Origin of the sequence: uncultured Formosa sp. (genome assembly GCF_947500765.1) — a bacterium.
In the GTDB taxonomy this organism is placed as follows: domain Bacteria; phylum Bacteroidota; class Bacteroidia; order Flavobacteriales; family Flavobacteriaceae; genus Formosa.
The window spans coordinates 258305-277956 of sequence record NZ_CANMTH010000004.1 but is presented as its reverse complement, the minus strand read 5'-3'; the positions used below and the strand labels follow the sequence as shown (position 1 = coordinate 277956).

Annotated in this window: 13 protein-coding genes; 5 read left to right on the top strand and 8 right to left on the bottom strand. The window is 30.9% G+C overall.

Features of this window, described 5'->3' with window-relative positions; translation table 11 throughout:
- Positions 1-5: 5 nt before the first annotated feature.
- The 7 genes from Q1B05_RS10105 to Q1B05_RS10075 form a co-directional block, all read right to left on the bottom strand.
- Entirely contained in the window at positions 6-662 is a 657-nt protein-coding gene (locus tag Q1B05_RS10105) for a TetR family transcriptional regulator C-terminal domain-containing protein (protein WP_299780255.1), read from the bottom strand.
- A 346-nt stretch (positions 663-1008) separates the two neighbouring features.
- Positions 1009-1158 carry a hypothetical protein gene (locus tag Q1B05_RS10100; RefSeq protein WP_299780253.1) on the bottom strand — a complete coding sequence of 50 codons (150 nt, stop codon included), beginning with the start codon at positions 1156-1158 and terminating at the stop codon, positions 1009-1011.
- A gap of 22 nt (positions 1159-1180) precedes the next feature.
- Entirely contained in the window at positions 1181-1483 is a 303-nt protein-coding gene (gene raiA / locus Q1B05_RS10095; RefSeq protein WP_299780251.1) for a ribosome-associated translation inhibitor RaiA, read from the bottom strand.
- Between the two features lie 20 nt (positions 1484-1503).
- Positions 1504-1902 (bottom strand): VOC family protein, encoded by a 399-nt coding sequence (locus Q1B05_RS10090; protein ID WP_299780249.1) that lies wholly within the window; start codon positions 1900-1902, stop codon positions 1504-1506.
- A gap of 133 nt (positions 1903-2035) precedes the next feature.
- Positions 2036-2719: a hypothetical protein gene (locus tag Q1B05_RS10085; protein WP_299780247.1), complete on the bottom strand. Its 684-nt coding sequence runs from the start codon at positions 2717-2719 to the stop codon at positions 2036-2038.
- 112 nt (positions 2720-2831) lie between these two features.
- Positions 2832-3782: a hypothetical protein gene (locus Q1B05_RS10080; protein WP_299780245.1), complete on the bottom strand. Its 951-nt coding sequence runs from the start codon at positions 3780-3782 to the stop codon at positions 2832-2834.
- 112 nt (positions 3783-3894) lie between these two features.
- On the bottom strand, positions 3895-4845 hold the full coding sequence (locus Q1B05_RS10075; protein WP_299780243.1) for a sterol desaturase family protein: 951 nt from the start codon (positions 4843-4845) through the stop codon (positions 3895-3897).
- Between the two features lie 492 nt (positions 4846-5337).
- On the opposite strand from Q1B05_RS10075, the gene Q1B05_RS10070 reads away from it, so the two are divergent.
- Entirely contained in the window at positions 5338-7905 is a 2568-nt protein-coding gene (locus tag Q1B05_RS10070; protein WP_299780241.1) for a chondroitinase-B domain-containing protein, read from the top strand.
- An 80-nt stretch (positions 7906-7985) separates the two neighbouring features.
- Here Q1B05_RS10070 and Q1B05_RS10065 read toward each other — a convergent pair whose 3' ends face one another.
- Entirely contained in the window at positions 7986-10211 is a 2226-nt protein-coding gene (locus Q1B05_RS10065) for a response regulator (protein ID WP_299780239.1), read from the bottom strand.
- A 437-nt stretch (positions 10212-10648) separates the two neighbouring features.
- Between Q1B05_RS10065 and Q1B05_RS10060 the strand changes: the two genes are divergently transcribed.
- The 4 genes from Q1B05_RS10060 to Q1B05_RS10045 all read left to right on the top strand — a co-directional run bounded on the left by Q1B05_RS10060 (position 10649) and on the right by Q1B05_RS10045 (position 19647).
- Positions 10649-13444 (top strand): LuxR C-terminal-related transcriptional regulator, encoded by a 2796-nt coding sequence (locus tag Q1B05_RS10060; RefSeq protein ID WP_299780237.1) that lies wholly within the window; start codon positions 10649-10651, stop codon positions 13442-13444.
- Positions 13445-13694: 250 nt separating this feature from the next.
- Positions 13695-16793, top strand: coding sequence for a TonB-dependent receptor (locus tag Q1B05_RS10055; RefSeq protein ID WP_299780235.1), 3099 nt, complete (start codon positions 13695-13697; stop codon positions 16791-16793).
- 19 nt (positions 16794-16812) lie between these two features.
- Entirely contained in the window at positions 16813-18225 is a 1413-nt protein-coding gene (locus tag Q1B05_RS10050) for a RagB/SusD family nutrient uptake outer membrane protein (RefSeq protein WP_366944359.1), read from the top strand.
- Positions 18226-18288: 63 nt separating this feature from the next.
- Positions 18289-19647, top strand: a complete 1359-nt coding sequence (locus Q1B05_RS10045; RefSeq protein WP_299780233.1) for a glucoamylase family protein — start codon at positions 18289-18291, stop codon at positions 19645-19647.
- The last annotated feature ends 5 nt before the right edge of the window (positions 19648-19652 follow it).

Here is a 19652-nt window from a genome sequence, read left to right as displayed (position 1 = left end):
TTTTCCTATTGCATTTGCATTTTTTCTTTAAACAAAAATTTGCCTAAATCCAGTAAACTTTTAAGTGGTGCTACATCTAAAAATTCAAAACTTGTATTGATGGATTTTTCTATAAAAATGTCTGTTTTTTCAAAACCTACAGAGTCGTCTTCCATCCAGAATTTTAAAGTAACCAAAAGCTGAATCCAAGCACTTTCTTGTAACCCTCTTTCCTGAAATTTATCTATGTGTTGTTGTTTGGTTTCAATCACTTCAATATTTAAACTAGAGATGTAATCTATAAATTCTTGTCGTAATTTTACTAAACACTTTAAGTTTTTTAGTTTGTTTTCGTGCTGGTTTAAGGCAAATAATACATAGCTTCTGTTTGCGGTTAGATTCTCGAAAAATGTAAAATAGAAACTTAATAACTTACTTCTTGAATCGAAAGATTCATAACTTTCACTTTCATGAAGCACTTTTAAGGTGTTATTGAAAAAGGCTTTGAATATATGAGATTCTATAGATTGAAAGGAAGTAAAAAATTCATAAAATTTAGATTCTTCAAAGGCGTTTGCTTTTGCAAAAGCATATACTGTTTTAGGTTGTTGGTTATGTTCTAAAACATAATCCATATATAGATCTATAATGTGTTCTTCTGTAAGAATTTTCTTTTTAGCCATGTTGAAATGATGTTTTTTTAACCTGATGTTTGATAAATTTACAATGTAATTTATTAGAAATAGAATAGTTGATGAGGTTTTATATTGATTTTAACGCTTTTTAATAAAGCGGTTAACTTTAGGGTTTGCTTTTATTATTTTAGTTAGACAAAAGAGAACCTATTCAGCTGTTTATAAATCTGATTGTGTGTTTTTTATTTGGTGTGAGGAGGTGAAAATAAGAATGGTTTGGCTTCGTTTTTTCCTACAAACATGATCACAATTTTTAAGTTTATTGTAAAAAAAAATCGTCCATAAAAATGTTTTTATGAACGATTTAAGTAATTAGTGTTAACTATTTTAGTGTTTATTGTGCTATTTCTTTGTTGCCTTCTTCAGATTTATTTTCTAAATACGTGTAAGCAAGATACCCTAATTGTAAGGCTACAAACACAATTTTTAATTTTTTACTTCTCATTATTGCAGAAGCAGCTCCTAATAATATTGTTGGTTTCATATAATTTAGGTTTTAATGGTTATTAATAGGTTTTCATTTTTTCTTTCCGTTTACGTAATTGGCGTTCTAAATCGTTTATGGATTCAGATACGGAATCTGTAAAATTATCGTGACTTGCTTCTGCAAACAAACGAGGTCCAGGTAAACTCAATCTAATGTTACATATTTTACCAGTCTCATCTGATGTTGTGTTCTCTGTTTTAAAAAACACATCGGCACGTATAACCATATCGTATTTCAATCCTAACTTTTCTAGCTTCTCTGTTGTGATTTGTTCTAAAGCATCACTAGAAGTTACGTCGTGATATTCAAATATTATTTGCATAATTGTAGTTTGTTTAAAGGTTATTTTTCGCAGTTTACCATCCAATTGATGCCATACTCGTCTGTGCATCTTCCAAAATATCCCCATTCGCGTTCTCTAAAATCGTGATGCACTTGCCCGTTTTTAGAAAGTGATTTAAAAATGTGTTCCGCTTCCTCTTTAGAATCTAGATCTACACTCATATGTATTTGGTTTCCATGATTTATAGGAGTGTCTGGAGAAGCATCATAAGCCATAAAATGGATGCCTTTACCTTTAAGTTCTGCGTGTTGTAATTTTTCACGATAACTTAATGGTACATCAATTTTATTATCCTTATATGTTTGTTTATTTATAATTTGAGCATTAAATGTGTCACTATAAAAGTGAAGTGCTTCATGACAGTTGCCTTGAAAAGCAAGATAAGCTTGTATATTCATGATTTCTGTTTTTATGGTTTAATAAAACTAAGATATGAGCTTTATAGGGCTTAGCTTGACTGAAAGACTTTCATTTTTACCTCAAATCAATTCTATAATAATGATGGTGTTTTATAAAAAAGATATAGTAAGATTAACTATGTTTTAAATTACGAATTAAAGCGTTGTTTAAATTAGTTAAGGTTGTTTTGTTATTAATTAACTGCTTTAAGTCTGTCTCGAAAGTTTTGGTTTTTGATAAATTAGGAAACGATAGCTTTTTTTTTGCAATTGAATTGGTTAGTAGTATATTGAAATAATTAAAAATTAAAATCATTTTTTGTAATATCTCTGTTTCTGATATCTTAAAACCTATGCGTCTGGCAGTCCTCTCGTTTATAATATAACTCGTGCCAATAATTTTTAAGTTGGTGTCTGAATTTGTGTTTTCGTAAGTTTCAATTAGAGCTAATACCCCTTCTATTTGCTTTTGAAGAATGAAGTTTGTTCTTTGTTTGCCATTCATATGGTGTTTAAGTACAAATACATAATCAAATAAAGTGCCTCCATGAATTCTGATTATTCCATTTTTAGGACGTTCTGTTATAAATAAAGATGAGTAGTATATTAATTTACCACTTTTTTTTAATTTAGGTGTATCTATAAAAGGAGCCAGTATGGTTAGTACAATAACACTAATTAAAGTCGCGATAAAATAAATGCCCGTAAACCAAGAAAAGCAGAGTGCAATTATTATAATTAATAGCGCTAACAGTACAATCTGTAATTGAATTTTAGTTTGTTCTTTTTTACTTTTTATATAAAACCGATGATCCAAATTATGAAGAGTATATCTGTTTAGTCTTTAAATAGTTTTGAGTAAATAAAGCTAAGTATTAGAATCGCTATGTTTTTCTTTATTAGTAATGGATATTAAATTAATTTGTATGCTATTTTTTTATAGTGGCATAAAATAATTTATAAGAGTCATCATTCAATATAATAGTGTCATTATTAGTGTGTAAAATATGAACTCCGTCTCCGTTATTTGCGTTCTTGGCTTTAAATTTTGTTGTTTCGCTACCTATAGTTAATTCTACATAATTGTAACCAACGGGAGTGTAACCACCTACAAAATGATTACCTGAATAGGTATTGTCTAAAACAACTTTATCAAAAGAAATAGGTCGCTTTTCTAGGTCTATTATACGTTGTACCGTTTTTACATATTTTTCTTTTTTTAAATTGTTCAACTCATCAAAAAATAATAAATTACTATATAATGCGACATCTTTGTCTTGATATTTAAGAATATCTACTTCATTGTTCTCTAAATGCACCATAGCATCGGCACCTTCAATAGCGTGTGTTAATTTTACTAGTGTTTTTTGCTTATCGTTTGTTGTTTCAATAGTGTAGATACTATCAATGTATGTTTTACTTTTTCCTTTTAAATGTGTCGTTAATGAATCTCGAATGTCTAAAAATTCACGAGAAAAAATCTTTAGAATTTCAAGATTTTCTTGTTTAAAATTGTTCTTAGGGCTTAATTTATGTACTGTTTTTAGGGTTTTAATAATATCCCCATTTTCATTAACACTGTATATGTCGCCTTGATTGGTAATATTTTTTAGATTTACAATTATAGGTTCTTGTTTTATTTTTTTGAATTTTCGATCTAAAATCAATAAATCTTGGTTTTCGGTAGTAGCGAAGATATATTTTTTATTAAAGTATAGATCTGTAGTTAAAAAAGGAAAACTAGTTATGTTTATTTTTGAATTTGTGTGTTTTGGAAAAACAGGAATTTCTGGGTGTTTATCTGTTTCTGTAGTTTTGTAACCGCAAGATGTTAATGTGGTTAGGATGATAAGTGAAAGAAGAGTTAATGTTTTATTCATTTTTAATTATAGAATAAAGGTGATTATGGTTGAATAAATTTTATTAAAAAAACAAAGAGAGTAGCTTAATTAAGTCACTTTCTTTGTTTGATATGTTTTAGTCTAAAAAAAGTTAAGATGAAGCAGTTTCTAATTTGGCTTCGGTCTCGTTTTTAGCAATTTCGGCTCTCATTTGTTTTACGGTTAGAGTGCTACCGTCGTGACTCCAGCCAGGAGGAGCAAAAACATACATGAATTTATGATACCAATTACTCGATTTTTTCATGTCTTCCCAGATGTTTTTATATTCATGAGTTAGAATAATAAATAAATTAAAAGAATTTGGAGGTGTAGAAACACCATATTCTATAGGTATAGTTTCGTCTAATTCTTTCCATGTTCCAAAAATTCTATCAAAAATATTTAGAATACCACCATGATTTTTATCCATATACTCTAGGTTTCTAGCATGGTGTACTTGGTGCATGGTGTGGGTGTTCAGGAATTTATCTAAAATTCCTAGTTTCTTAACATATTGGGTATGTAGTTGGAATTGCCATAACGATTCAAACCCTAAACAAACCATTAGCATTTCTGGCGGAAAGCCTATAATTATAATCCAAACGTAAAAAAATGGTTTGTAAAAAAGGGTAAACCAACCGTTTCTTACTGCTGTACCAAAATTAAAATTATCGGAAGAATGATGTACAATATGTGCTGCCCATAAAAACCTAACCATGTGGTTTTGTCTATGAAACCAATAATACGTATAGTCGTCTAATAACATACATATTGCCCAAAAATACCAGGCATAGCCAAAAGATTCCCAGCCCATAATATTGGTACGAACACCATTTACTATAGGGTTAAATAAGTCGTAAGCAAATCTGAAAACCAATAATACAGAGACTGTTTTTACCAGTGCAGCAATTACAGCAGACCCAATACCTAGCGATAAACTAGATATTAAATCTCTTTTATTATATAGTTCTTTATTGTCAAATACTTTACTATACGTTAGCTCCAAGGCAATAAAGCCCAAAAAACAAGGAACTCCGTATACTAAAGGGTTAGTGAAATCCATAAAAATATCTTTTGTCGCAATGTAAGATTTATTTTTATTTAAATTAAATCTGTGGTAAATAGTGTTAGATTTTGAGAGCTTTATTAATAAAATATTAGTATTTATAAGGCGTTAGGCCGTATATATTTATGTTTAATTTATATTTTTTATGTACAATTTTAAATTAGTTTTAAAACAAAAAGTGCTTATGGCTAAGTTTAGTGATTTCTATCTTAGTGCTGAGAATTTAATTGCTTTTATTTATAGATAATTTTTGTTTTAAATCGATTAAATTGCTGTATAGTAAGTGTTTATGAAGAGTTGGGTGGTTGCTAGGATAATCTGAAATTGTATCTAAGAAAATGAAATGCTATTTTAATATTATGTAGGTCTTTTTTTACATTTAGTGGTTATTTTATTGATAAAAAAACAGTTTAATTTATATTAAAAATGTAAATTTATGCTGTTCAAACTACAATAAACTAAATTATTAACTTAAAAGTGATTTTACCAATGAAAAAAATTACACTATTTTTTCTATTACTGTGTTCTATATCAGCAATAGCACAAACTACACATTATATTGACGACCCTGAGGATCTTAGTGATTTGTCTGAGAGCCTTGCCGCAGGGGACACTGTTATTTTAGCAGATGGCGAATATGATTCAGACGAAAGAATTAAATTTTCACCAACTACAGGTACAGCCGCTTTACCTATTACTTTTAGACCAGAGACTCCAGGAGGTGTTACGTTTACAGGAGGTTTAAAAATGAGTATTGGTGGCGACTATGTTATTATAGATGGTTTCTACTGGAAAGGTGGCTATGGAGCTAGTAATTTTATTGAATTTAGAGATGGTTACAATTATGCTAACCATAGTACAATTCAAAATTGTGCTATCGATGGATTAGAAATTGAACCGGATGATAAAGCAGACGATCTAGCCGATAATTCTATAACAAAACATAGATGGGTTGTGCTATACGGAACATATAATACTGTAATTAACTGTACTTTTATGAATAAAGAAAGTGCAGGAGCTTTAGTGTTGGTAGAGTTAGAATATAATGCTTCGCCCGACGACGGAACGAATACACGTTGCGATGTTGTAGGGCACACAATTAGTAATAACTATTTTTATAAATATTCTAAAATAGATTCAAGCTTAAGTAATTCTGGAGATAGTGAAACAATACGTGTAGGAACTAGCGAATATCAAAATGTTAATAGTAATACTACGGTAACTAATAACTATTTTGTTGAAGCCGATGGTGAAAACGAAATCATCACTAACAAAAGTAAAAATAACATTTACACAAATAATACATTTAGAAGAAGTCGTGGGTCTTTAGTACTTCGTCATGGCTCTAATGCAACAGTAGATGGTAACTTCTTTTTAGGTGAAAATGTAGAAGGTACAGGAGGAATTAGAATTGTTGATAGCGACCATACAATTACTAATAATTATATTCAAGATTGTATTAATATTGATGAGCAAGCAAAGTGGAATAACGGAATAACCTTCTTAGGAGGAGGCGATAGCGCAGCGGTTGATTGTTCGTCTACAAGTGTGTCAAACGGATATCAAAAAGCGCAAAACATTACCCTTACTAATAACACGATTGTTAATACAAATGCCCCTTTGTTTTATAACACAGATAAAGGAAAAAATAAAGTAACAGGAACAGTTTCTAATAACTTAATTTATTTTACTGCAGGGAATTCAAATATTACAGATGTTATTACTGGCGATACAGACGATTCTTATAGTGATTTAGGGACAGCCTTAGATTATATAGGAAACGTTTATACAGGAACGGTTTTAGGTGTAACAAATACAGGTTTTTCTGAAGAGTCTGGGATAACAGCTACTGCAGATGGCGAAATTTTTACATTTTCTGGAGCAGATGGTAAAGGTGCCAATTTAGGGAGTAATACACCAATTACAGACGATATGGTGGGGTCAGGAATAGGTGCTTGTTTTTTAAATAATATAGGAACTAAAATCACAGGTACAGATTGTACTATTGCAATTGGAGAAACATTAACTGTTAGTAGCCTGGAAACACTTGCAAAAGAAGCTGGTAGTTACAATGTAACAGTTAATGCTAATGTAAGCTGGACAGCAGCGTCTAACGATGATTGGATTTCTATAGATGTAACTTCTGGAGATGGCGATCAAACGGTATCAGTAACTGTTACAGAAAATACAGATACAATGGGTAGAACAGGTTCTGTAACCTTTACACAAGTTCCAGGAGGAGATAACATTGTAAAAGAATTAATTGTAACTCAAGAAGCTGCACCACGTACAAATTTAATTAATACTGGAGACGATGCAGATCCTGTTGTTATAAACTCAATCTCAAGTGAAAATGTTACAGATTCAAAAAACGAGGCAGCTATTAATACCTTAGATAAAGATGTAACATCAATTTGGTCAGCTCAAGATGGAAGTGTTTTGTCTGGAGATTACAAAGGCGATGGAGAATATATTATTTATGATTTAGGAAGTGAATATACTTTAGATTTTATTCAATTTAATACCACAAATAAATCAGATGCTTTCGGAATTCAGATTTTAGTATCTACTACAGGAACAGATGATTCAGATTTTTCTGTCATCTTACCAACTTCAGGAGATTTATTATTTCCAGCGACAGGAACTACAGATTTTAATGAATATGAAGTTGATGCTAAAGCACGTTATGTAAAATTAATGGGATATGGTAGATTTAATGCTGAAGGAAATAACAGAGAAAGTGCTTGGACTTCGATTGGAGAAATTGAATTTTATGGAACATCATCTACATTATCTATAGATGATGTGGCTACAACCGACATAAAATTATACCCAAATCCAGTAACTAAAGGAACTTTATACTTAAGTAAACAATCTAATAATTTTGATAATTTGGTTATTTACGATGTTTCCGGAAAAGTGGTTTTAACTAAGAATTTAAATGCTTCAGTAAGCAAAGAATCTGTAGATGTATCTGCAATTTCTGAAGGATTATATTTTGTTGAAGTTACAAAAGGAAGCAGTAAATCTGTAACAAAAATTGTTATTTCAAAATAATTAATATTTTAAATTATATAAAACCCCAGAACAATTAATGTTTTGGGGTTTGTTTTTTTAAGCAGTCTATTTTTATATTACTAAACTTTATTCTTACAAAGGTTAGACGCTAATGTTTTTAAAAAGTCATTCATTTTATAAGGCTTCACAATAACATCGTCAAATTGTGCGTCTTCAAAACGATTTTCTTGTTCATCTTGTGTTACTGCGGTAAGAGCAATAATAATGGGGGTGTTTATATTTAGTTTATTAATTTCTTTAGTGGCTTCTATACCATTCATTATTGGCATATTAACATCCATAAGTACAATGTCGTAATCTGTTTGTTTTACTTTATCAATACTCTCTAATCCATTTTTGGCAATTTCAACAAATATGCCATGAGTTTCTAATGTTCTTTTTGTGACTAAAAGATTAATATTATTATCATCTACCACCAATATTTTTTTGCCTTGAAGCCTTTCAAGAGAGTTTTGGTCGCAAATATCGTCCTTAGAGCTTTTCTTTTTCGCAATACCAAAAGTCATTTCAAAAAAGAAATTAGAGCCTTCATCTACAACGCTTTCTAATTGTATTTTTGAAGACATATCTAAAAGCAATTTTTGCACAATAGTAAGTCCTAAACCAGATCCTTGAAAATAACCTTGATGTTTTAATTGTTTAAATTCTTTGAATATTTTTGTCTGATCAATTTCAGAAATTCCCTTTCCGTTGTCTTTAACTTCGAACTTTAATGTTACTTTATTTTTTGTATTATTTAATAAAGTAACAATAAGTTGCACTTGTCCATGGTCTGTGAATTTTAATGCATTTCCTAATAAATTAATAAGGATTTGCGACAGTTTAGTTTGATCTCCTTTTATCCAATCAGGAATATTTGAGTCTAAGGAAATAATAAAATCGTTATTGTTTTGTCCAGTAATATATTCTAGCGATTCTTTAATGTTATTAAGAAAGTCTTTTAGAAGAAATGCTTTAGATTCGGGTTTGTTTTTTTCATTAGAATCCATTTTATTTAAAGTCAATACATCATTTACAAGATTAAGTAAATAGTCTGCCGAAAACTTTAAATTTTGCAACTCCGTTTTGTGCGATTTTAGCTTTTCATCGTTATTAAGAACCGTGCTTAAACCAATAATACCATAAAGCGGAGTACGTAATTCGTGACTCATAGTAGATAAAAAACGCGATTTTGCTTGAGCTAATTTTTCAGATTCCAGCTTGGCTTCTAAATATTCCTGATTCTTCTTTTTTAATTCTATGTTTAACTTTCTTCTGTTTTTAATGACACTTAGGAGGTAGAATAAGAGCCCTAGAAGTAGTATTAAAACCAAAGCGCTAATAATTAATAGCTTTTTCTGAGACTCTGTTTTTTCGGTAATAAGTTTGTTTCTTAATTCTTTGTTTTCAAGTTCGTCCTGTATTTTTGCATTTTTTAAACCAGCAGTTAAAATTTTCGCAGACTTCTCGATTTCGTCCTTGCTTCTTGCTAGAGTAAGGCTGTCTTCTATTTTACCAATTTCATATGCTCTTTTATAATCGCCTTTTTTAACAAGACAATTAATGTAGCCTAGATAACTTTCTCTCAGAATTTGTACATAATTTATTTCTTTAGCCATAGAGATTGTTTGTTGGTATAAACTGGATGCTAAATCATAATCTTTATTGTAAAAAGCGTAATGGCCTTTTAGTAAGCTAATCCCTGTATGGCCAAACTTAAAGTCTTTTGGAACGTTACTATCTGCGGTGTCTAAATATGGTTTAGCGTCTTCAGGAGCTTTTAAGTTGTTAAAATAGATGTCAGCTATATTGTAATTTAAAATAAAAAGGGCCATTTTATTGTTCTGCTTTGAAGCAAGAGGTAAGGCGTTTTTATACGCATTTAAGGCATTGTCTAGTTCTCCTAAACCAACATAAATATTACCCATATCAACTTGAGAGCCTATTATTGTGGTTGTGTCCTTTATTTGTTCAGATAATTTTATGTTTTTCCGGGCATACTCAATCGATTTGATTGAATCTTTTAATTTCAGATAAGAATTTGCTAAATAACTACGAATATTAATAATTTTAAGAGGTAGCTTATTACGTTGTGCAATTTTTAAAATTTCATTGGCAGTAAGAATCACAGAATTGTAATCTTCCTTATAATAATTGGCTACCATTAATTCTTTAATAGAATCTATGTAAACTATGATTTCCGATTCAGGAGTACGTGTTAAAGCATTAGGCTTTTCTACACTTTCTTGTGCATGAAGATTGCAAAATAAAAATAAAAATATGAGGTGGAGTAATTGTATCCGCATTTATATCTGAAAATATCTATTAAAATACTAAAATATTATAATATGTATTGTTTTTTGTTTTTTATGCGATTATTATCAACTTTAATTAATTTGGCTAATTTTAATAATAATAAATCATGATACAATTGCTACACTTGTCTTATAACGTATGCATGCTTTTTTATAGTTAAACGTAACAAATAGAACGTCTTGCAAATTTATGATGCCTGTAATACTGCTAACTGTAATAGTTTTGGTTATTAGGCTTGCTATTTAAAAAACAAAAGGTATTGTTAAAAAGGTTTGGAATAATGTGATAACAATTAATCTGCTAACGCTATTTATCAATTTTCTTTTACCTTTAATCTGTAATTTAAAGTTTTTATAAGCGAAAAAAAAGTTTATAACAACACACAATCCAATGTTTTTAATTTCAAGCAAATAAGTAACATAGCAGAATGATAAACCGTTCAATAACTTTAACTGTACTTTTCTATTGTTTAATTCTATCAGTAGGACATGCACAGTTTTCTCCCAGTCTTCAAAATTATACTTTAGCAGAATATAAAGCAGGTAATCAAAATTGGGACATTTCAAGAGCTAAAAATGGTAAAGTGTATGTGGCCAATAGTAGTGGCTTATTAGAGTATGATGCATTGCTTTGGGAGCTTTATCAATTACCAAACAAAACAACTGTGCGTTCTGTTTTAGCTGTAGATAATATTGTGTACACTGGTTCTTACGAAGAGTTTGGGTATTGGCAAAAAGACGATTTCGGAGTGCTAAAATACAACTCGTTAAGCGATACTATCCTCGATAAAATTTCTCCTAATGAAGAAATATGGGGAATCGTAAAATTCAAGGACAAAATAATTTTTCGGTCATTTTCAAATATTTATGTATACGATTATAAGACTGTTGTACAGTTAAAGTCTAATTCTATCATTATTTCGTTTAGTGTTATAGAAGACGATTTGTACGTAAGTACTTTAAGTGAAGGTGTCTTTTTGCTAAAAGACAATAAACTCGAACCTTTTTATTTTAATGATTTACTTGTAGATACTAAAATTATATCTATAAACAAGTATAAAGATAAACTACTCTTGATGACGTCTTTAAAAGGAAGCTTCTTTTTAAAGAACAGAAAATTAATTTCAACTAATTTTCAGGTAAATGAAAAAATTAAACAACATCAGCTTAATGATTTTTCTATTCTAAGAAATGGAGAAATGGTTTTCGGAACTATAAAAGATGGCGTTTTCTTAACAGATTATTTAGGGAACTTAAAGTTTCATGTTAGTAAAGAAAATGGGTTGTTAAATAATACTGTTTTAGGGCAATCGTTAGATAGCTCTGATAATCTTTGGTTGGGCTTGGATAACGGAATTGCCAATATAGAGCTTAATAGTACTAACTATTTCTTTAATGATGTCTCTGGTAAATTAGGCGCTGTTTACGATATTATTACATTTAAAGGTGTTATTTATATTGGGACTAATACTGGACTTTTTAGATTAAATAATAACGATAAGCTAGAATTTGTAGAAGGATCTCAAGGTCAAGTTTGGGATTTAACAATTATAGGAGACGAGCTGTTTTGTGGGCATAATGAAGGTACTTTTTTAGTAGATGATAATACGTTTAAAAAGATCTCTAGTTTTACCGGAGGATGGACTATAAAGAAAGTTCCAGAACGTAATAATACATATATTCAGGGTACGTATTCTGGCTTAGTGAAATTTGAAAAAAAGGATGGAACGTGGACGGTAAAACACTTCGATAAAGCCATGATCCCCTCACGTTTTTTGGTGTTCGAAAATCCTCATACCGCGTGGGTTGCTCATGAAACAAAAGGGATTTATAAAATTCGTTTCGATGACGATTACCAGGCCATTCAAAGTGTAGAGAATTATCAGAAAAAGGGCATAAGCTCTAATTATAACATTAGGGTTTATAATATTAAAAATAATATTAGTTTTAAAACTAGTGAAGGTTGGCAGAAGTATGAACCTATTTTAGATTCTATTATTCCTTACGAACTGCTAAACACAAAACTAGGTAAGCATAGTTATATTATCTCTGAAGATAACACCAACCTTTTTGCTTTAAAAAATAAAGAAGGTTTTATTAATTTTAAATCATTTTTTAATGATGAAGAGCAACTTGTTTTAAGTGACGATTTTTTGAAGAATAGATATATAGTAGGTTATGAAAACGTATCTAAAATAAACGATTCGGTTTATGCTTTAAATTTAGATAATGGTTTTATGATGATAAATAGCACCATACCTTCTAATTACACCTTACAAAAACCAAAAATAGAAATTATATCGGTTGGTGGTGTGCCCATTAATTTATCCGAGATAACAAACGATGAGGTGCGTTTTAATTTCAATGAAAATATTACCATAGAGTTATCTTCAGCAAAATCTGTAAATCATTTTTTTGAATATAAAATTTCGAATACCGATAACTTATGGTATAAAATAGATGGAAATAAAGTAGAATTTTCTAGCCTTAAAGATGGAGATTATACTATATCTTTTAGAACAGTAGGTAATTCAGGAACAGTTTCTCCTTCTCTAGATCTATATGTTTCTGTACTTCCACCTTGGTATAGAGATACATTTGGTTTTTTATTATACGTGCTTATAGCCATACTAACGGTTGTGTTATTCTATGTTATGCAGAATAAGAAAATAGTAAAAGAACAACGCCTGATTAAAATTAAATATCAGAAAGAACAACAAAAACTACTACGCGAAAAAACTTTAGAAAACGAAAAGCAGATTGTCGAGCTTAAGAATGAATCTTTGCAAAGAGAAATTAAGCTAAAAAGTAAGCAGTTAGCTAATAATGCTATGGCATTGGTTAAGAAGAATGAAACACTCCAGGAAATTAAAAAAGAATTAATGGTTAATAAAGAAGGTTTTAATAGTCATTACTCCTTTAAAAAACTGTTAAAAAAGTTAGATAACTCGATCGTTCTTAAAGATGAATGGGACGTTTTCGAGAATAACTTTAGTCAAGTTCACGACGAATTTTTTGAACGATTAAAAGCTAAACATTCTAAGCTTACACCAAAGGATTTAAAGATTTGCGCATACATCAAAATGAATCTGTCTTCAAAGGAAATAGCACCTTTAATGAATATCTCTGCTAGAGGGGTAGAAACGCATAGATACAGATTAAAAAAGAAGTTAGATTTAGAAAATGATATTTCTGTAACCGATTACTTGTTAAATTTTAAATAAGATCCCTGTTTTTTTATCTAATGCATAATTAAGCACTACGTCATTACTACGTCATTTACTCAATTTGTTTTTAACTACAACGTTTTTTTTAAAAGTATAAAGTACGTCAAGTGAGTTTTCTTGATACTTTTTAACATTTTAAGGGTGTAATGGCGTATTTAAAATGTAAAGGGATTTTAACTTTATTTAACAATAGGTTATAATTTAGTCAGACAAACAAACTGAATATTTAACTTTTAATAATACTAATATGAAAACAAAGATTAGTCTGTTGTTAATGCTGTTTTTTTCATTTTCTGCTTTTGCACAAGAAATGGAAATTAATGGTGTTGTGACAAGTAAAAATGATGGTATCCCTTTACCAGGAGTAAATATTATTGTAAAAGGAACCAGTAATGGAGTATCAACCGATTTTGATGGGAAATACTCAATTAACGTTAATAAAGGTGACGAATTAGAATTTAGCTACATTGGCTTTAAAACAATTACAATAGTTGTAGATAACCAAAAAACTATTAATGTCTTATTGGACGATGATGTAGAAGCGTTAAATGAAGTTGTGGTTATTGGTTACGGTACACAAAAAAGATCTGATCTTACAGGTGCTGTTTCTAGTATTAAATCAGACGAACTTTTAAAACAACCGGCTATTAATGCAACCCAATCAATTCAAGGAAAATTATCTGGGGTAAGTATAATTAATACCAATGCTCCTGGTAGTGACCCTGTAGTCATGATTAGAGGTTTAGGTACAGCCGCATCAGGGACCACACCACTTTATATTGTAGATGGTATACAGGTAAGTGGCATTAGTAATATAAACTCTGCAGATATCGAAACCATGGATGTTATGAAAGATGCTGCATCGGCAGCTATTTATGGTATGGATGCTGCAAATGGTGTTATTTTTATAACCACTAAAAAAGGTAAACAAGGAAAAGCAAAAATATCTTTAAGTTCTTATTATGGAGCGACAAGTATGCTTAACCAAGTAAAAATGGCAAATGCTTCAGAGTATGTTACTTATTATAATGAAGTTCAAACCTCATTAGGATCTACAAATCTACTTTCAACAAATCAACCTTATAATACAGATTGGTATGATGAGTTGGCCGAGATTGGCTTATCTAATAGTAATAATATTTCTATTTCAGGAGCGAATGATCATGTTAACTATTTCTTCAGTTTAAATAATTATAATGAAGATGGTATTTTAGAAGGGCAAGATTTAACTAGAAATACATTAAGATCTAATACGACATTCAATCTTTTTGATGATAGAGTGAAATTCACCCAAAGCCTTAGTGCGGCTTTATCAAAAGAAAATCCAAAACCTTCTTCTGCCTTTGATCAAGCTTACAAACAAGCTCCAATAGTACCAGCATATTATGATAATGGTGGTTTTGGTCAGCCAGATTGGGATCCTGCTACAGGTCTTGTGGCTTACCAAGGAAGTAATAGTCTAAACTCTATTGGTAACCCTTTAGCAACGGTTTATTATTATAATCAAAAAGATGTTACAACAGATTTACAAGGTTCTTTTGATTTGGAAGTTAAATTAACAGATTACTTAAAAGCGAATTCTCGTTTTGGTGCTACAAAATCGTATTACAGATCTAGATCTTTTAATGATATTAAAGCTCAATATTTAACTTCAAATACAGGTCAAGACGAAGATGATTTTAATGCTTTAAAAGAAGCAAATCCTACAACTACACAATATGCAGATAACAGTTTGTCTTATACAACTTCAGAAAGTTATAGATATAACTGGGATAACTATTTAACCTTCGATAAAAAAATAGGGGAACACTCTATTAATGTTGTAGCAGGACTTACTAAAGGTAGTAAAAACGATATATTCCATACATATCAACTTGCTTACGATGTTCCTGAGAAAGAACAATATTGGAATATAAATTTTGCTTCCGATGATTATGATCAAACTTCAGAGCAATATTTCTCAACGCCTACTCATCAATTATCATATTATGGAAGATTGCAATATAACTTCAGCGAAAAATACTTTCTTCAAGCAAATATTCGTAGAGATGGTATAAGCACATTTAATAATGATAACGATACAGAATATTTTGGAAATTTCCCTTCTTTTAGTGGAGGTTGGGTGTTAACTAAAGAGCCTTTTTTAAGTGAAGTAGAACATTTAAATTTCTTAAAAATTAGAGTAGGTTGGGGTAAATTAGGAAACTCAGACGTTCCTTTTAATGTGTCAACATATTCAACATCTACAGGGAGTAGTAATGTAAATTATGTTTTCGGGGCAAATCAAGATTTAGTTTATGGTGCAGCCTTAGGTGCTTCTATTTACCCTATTTCTTGGGAAATTACTAAAGAAACAAACGTTGGTTTAGATTTTCAAGCTTATAACTCTAGATTATCTGGTAGTTTTAATTACTATAACAGAAATACAGAAAATGCTATTTTAAATGTAACTCCTGTTTATACATCAGGAGAAGGGTCTAATTATTACGATCATGGAGCAGAGGTGCTTAACAAAGGTTTTGAAGTTGAGTTTAATTGGAAAGACGATATTTCTGAAGACTTATCATACAGCGTAGGTTTTGTGTTATCTAACAATAAAAATAATGTAGAGAATGTAAAATCTGCTTATGATGGACAAACAGGTGGTAGTTTATCTAACGGTCAAATAACTAAAAGATTAGAAGAAGGTCAGCCAATATATGCATGGTGGATGTGGGAAGCAGATGGTGTTTGGCAAAACCAAGACGAAATAGATAACAATACACATTACGGTACACCATCTCCAGGATATTTGCGTTACAAAGATCAGAACGATGATGGCGTTATTGATGATGACGATAAAAAATTCTTTGGATCTTACATTCCAACTTACAATTTCGGATTTAATCTAGCTGTAAACTATAAAGATTTCGATTTTTCAGTTGATGCTTTTGGAGCTGGTGGAAATAAAATATATAACGGATTAAAAGGTACAACAATAGATGGCGGTGAAAATGTCGCACAAGATACTTTTGCTAAAAGATGGACCGGAGAAGGATCTACAAATGTAAATCCTGGTGCAAATAAAGATTCTTATGCATCAAGTTATTATTTAGAAGACGGAGATTATTTAAGAATCAATAATATTACCATAGGTTATACTTTACCTAAAGTAATAAATCAAGTGTCTAGAATTAGAGTTTATGCATCTGCAAAAAATCCATTCATGTTTACCAAATATTCAGGTTTTACTCCTGAAATTGTTGGATCAAGCGGATCTACCGGAGCAAGCGGAACATCAGGAATAGAGCTTTCTGCATATCCAAATACAAAAACGTTCTTATTTGGTGTTAACATCGATTTATAAAACTTAAAAAACAATTATCATGAAAATTAATATTAAATATATACAAGTTCTATTTTTTCTTGGATTGCTTTTGTTTACGATATCTTGTAGTGAAGATTATTTAGATGTCGATAGTAAAGATTCTCTAGAACAAGAAGATTCTGAAACCGTAACACCAGAAGAAATGGTAAATGGGGTTTATGGAATGTTAACAGATTGGGAATATGCATTTTCTTATCTTGGAATAACAGAAATTATATCTGATAATGCTGATAAAGGAAGCTCTTCAACCGATACTGGATCTGATAAAGATGTACTAGATGCATTAACGTTTACAAGTAGTGCTGGTTCTATTCTTGACATGTGGAATAATTGGTACAAATCAGTAAACAGAGCTTCTACTGCCATAGAATATGCAGAAAACTACGGATTGACAGATGAAGATTATAAAGACAGATTAGTTGGTGAAGCTGAATTTTTAAGAGCTTTAAACTATTTCTGGTTAGTAAGATCTTTTGGTGCTGTACCATTACAGGATATAGATTTAGTTGAAAGACAACCTGTAGCAGATGTATACGCATATATTGAAGCAGATTTATTAGATGCTATAGATAAATTACCGCTTAAAACAGAGTACGATTCAGACGATTTAGGTCGTGTTACAAAAGGAGCCGCTCAAGCGCTTTTATCTAAAGTTTACCTTTACGAAGAAGAATGGCAAAAGGCTTACGATATGGCTAACAATGTGGTTAATTCGGGAGAATATGGCTTACATCCCAATTATGAAGAATTATGGAGAGCTTCAACAGAAAATGGTATAGAATCTATTTTTGAAGTGCAAGCTAGAGGAGAAGCTATAGCTCATGGTGTTCAACAATATTCACAAACTCAAGGTGCAAGAGGTACCGATGGTTGGGGTTGGGGTTATAATACGCCATCTGAAACACTTGTAAATGCTTACGAAGCAGAAGGTGACACTGTTAGAATGAATGCCTCTATTATTTTTGAAGGAGAAACATTATGGGATGGTCGTGAAGTTTTTGAGGTTGAAAACGCTAGATATAATGAGAAAGCATATTCTAGTGCTTCAGCAGGAGCAGACGATGGTGATAAAAATATTAGAATACTGCGTTACGCAGAAATACTATTAATTAAAGCTGAAGCTGCAAAACATATTGGCGAGGATGCTGCAACACCTTTAAATTTAGTGAGAAATAGAGTTGGTTTAGCATCAATAAGCGATCCAACAATCGAGCAAATTTGGAATGAAAGACACCTGGAATTAGCAATGGAACACGATCGTTGGTTCGACCTTATTAGAACAGGACAAGCCGAAGAAGCAATGGCTGCCGATGGTAAAACATTTATTGTTGGAAAACACGAACTGTTTCCTATTCCTTATAATCAATTAGTACAAACCCCAACAATGGAACAAAATCCGGGATGGGAGTAATTTAAATTTTCAGCTGCGCTTAATACTTAAGTGTGGCTGAAATTTAATTTATCATTTATTAATATGTTATATACTCGTAATTTTTTTTTAATAGGCATTCTATCACTATTTTTATTGGGGTGTAATAATCAAAAGGAAGACAAAGAAGACATTACAGAAGAGACGATTGATGAAGATATTATCTCTAATGAAGATCTTTTAAATCGTATTCAAGAACAAACCATAAATTATTTTTGGGAAGGAGCAGAACCAAATTCTGGTTTAGCACGAGAGCGAATACATATGGATAATATCTATTTAGATTCTCCAAAGAATACTGTAACAACTGGAGGAAGCGGATTTGGGTTAATGGCTATTTTGGTAGGTGTTGAAAGAGGTTTTATTTCTAGAGAAGATGCGTTATTACGATTTAAAAAAATTGTCGATTTTTTAGATAAAGCAGATCGTTTTCACGGTGCTTGGCCACATTGGGTAAATGGAGAAACAGGAAAAGTATATCCTTTTAGCGAAAAAGATAATGGAGGTGATTTGGTTGAAACAGCCTTTCTTATTCAAGGTTTATTAACGGTTTCGGAATACTTTGATGAAGATACCGAAGAAGAGAAAGAATTGGTCTCTAAAATAGATAAACTATGGAGAGCTGTAGAATGGGATTGGTACACTAAAAACGGAGAAGATGTTTTGTACTGGCACTGGTCTCCAGAATATGGTTGGGATATGAATTTACCTGTTCAAGGGTATAACGAATGTTTAATTATGTATGTACTAGCAGCAGCTTCACCTACGCATCCTATTAGTAAGTCGGTTTACGAACAAGGATGGGCACGAAATGGAGGTATTGTTTCTAGTAAAACTTATTATAATGAGGCATTAGTGTTAAACTATTTTTATAATGATCAAGATTTGGTAGGACCATTATTTTGGGCGCATTATTCATATTTAGGATTAGATCCTCGAAATCTATCAGATCAATATGCTAACTATTGGACGTTAACACAAAATCAGGCTAAAATTCATTATAAATATGCAGTCGATAATCCGCTTAATTTTAAAGGTTACGGAGATAGTCTTTGGGGGCTAACCTCAAGCTATTCTATAAATGGTTATTATGGACATAGACCTGGTAATGATATTGGTGTTATTTCACCAACCGCAGCATTGTCGTCTTTTCCATACACACCAACGGAAAGCATGAATGTTTTAGAAAATATTTATAAAAATCATGATAGTCTTGTTGGAGAATACGGCCCGTATGATGCTTTTAGTTTTCAAGATAATTGGTATACAGAAAGATATTTAGCTATAGATCAAGGTCCAATTCCTGTAATGATAGAAAATTATAGAACGGGATTGTTATGGCAATTATTTATGAAAAATAACGATGTTCAAAAGGGATTAGATGTCCTTGGATTTACTTATTAATAATT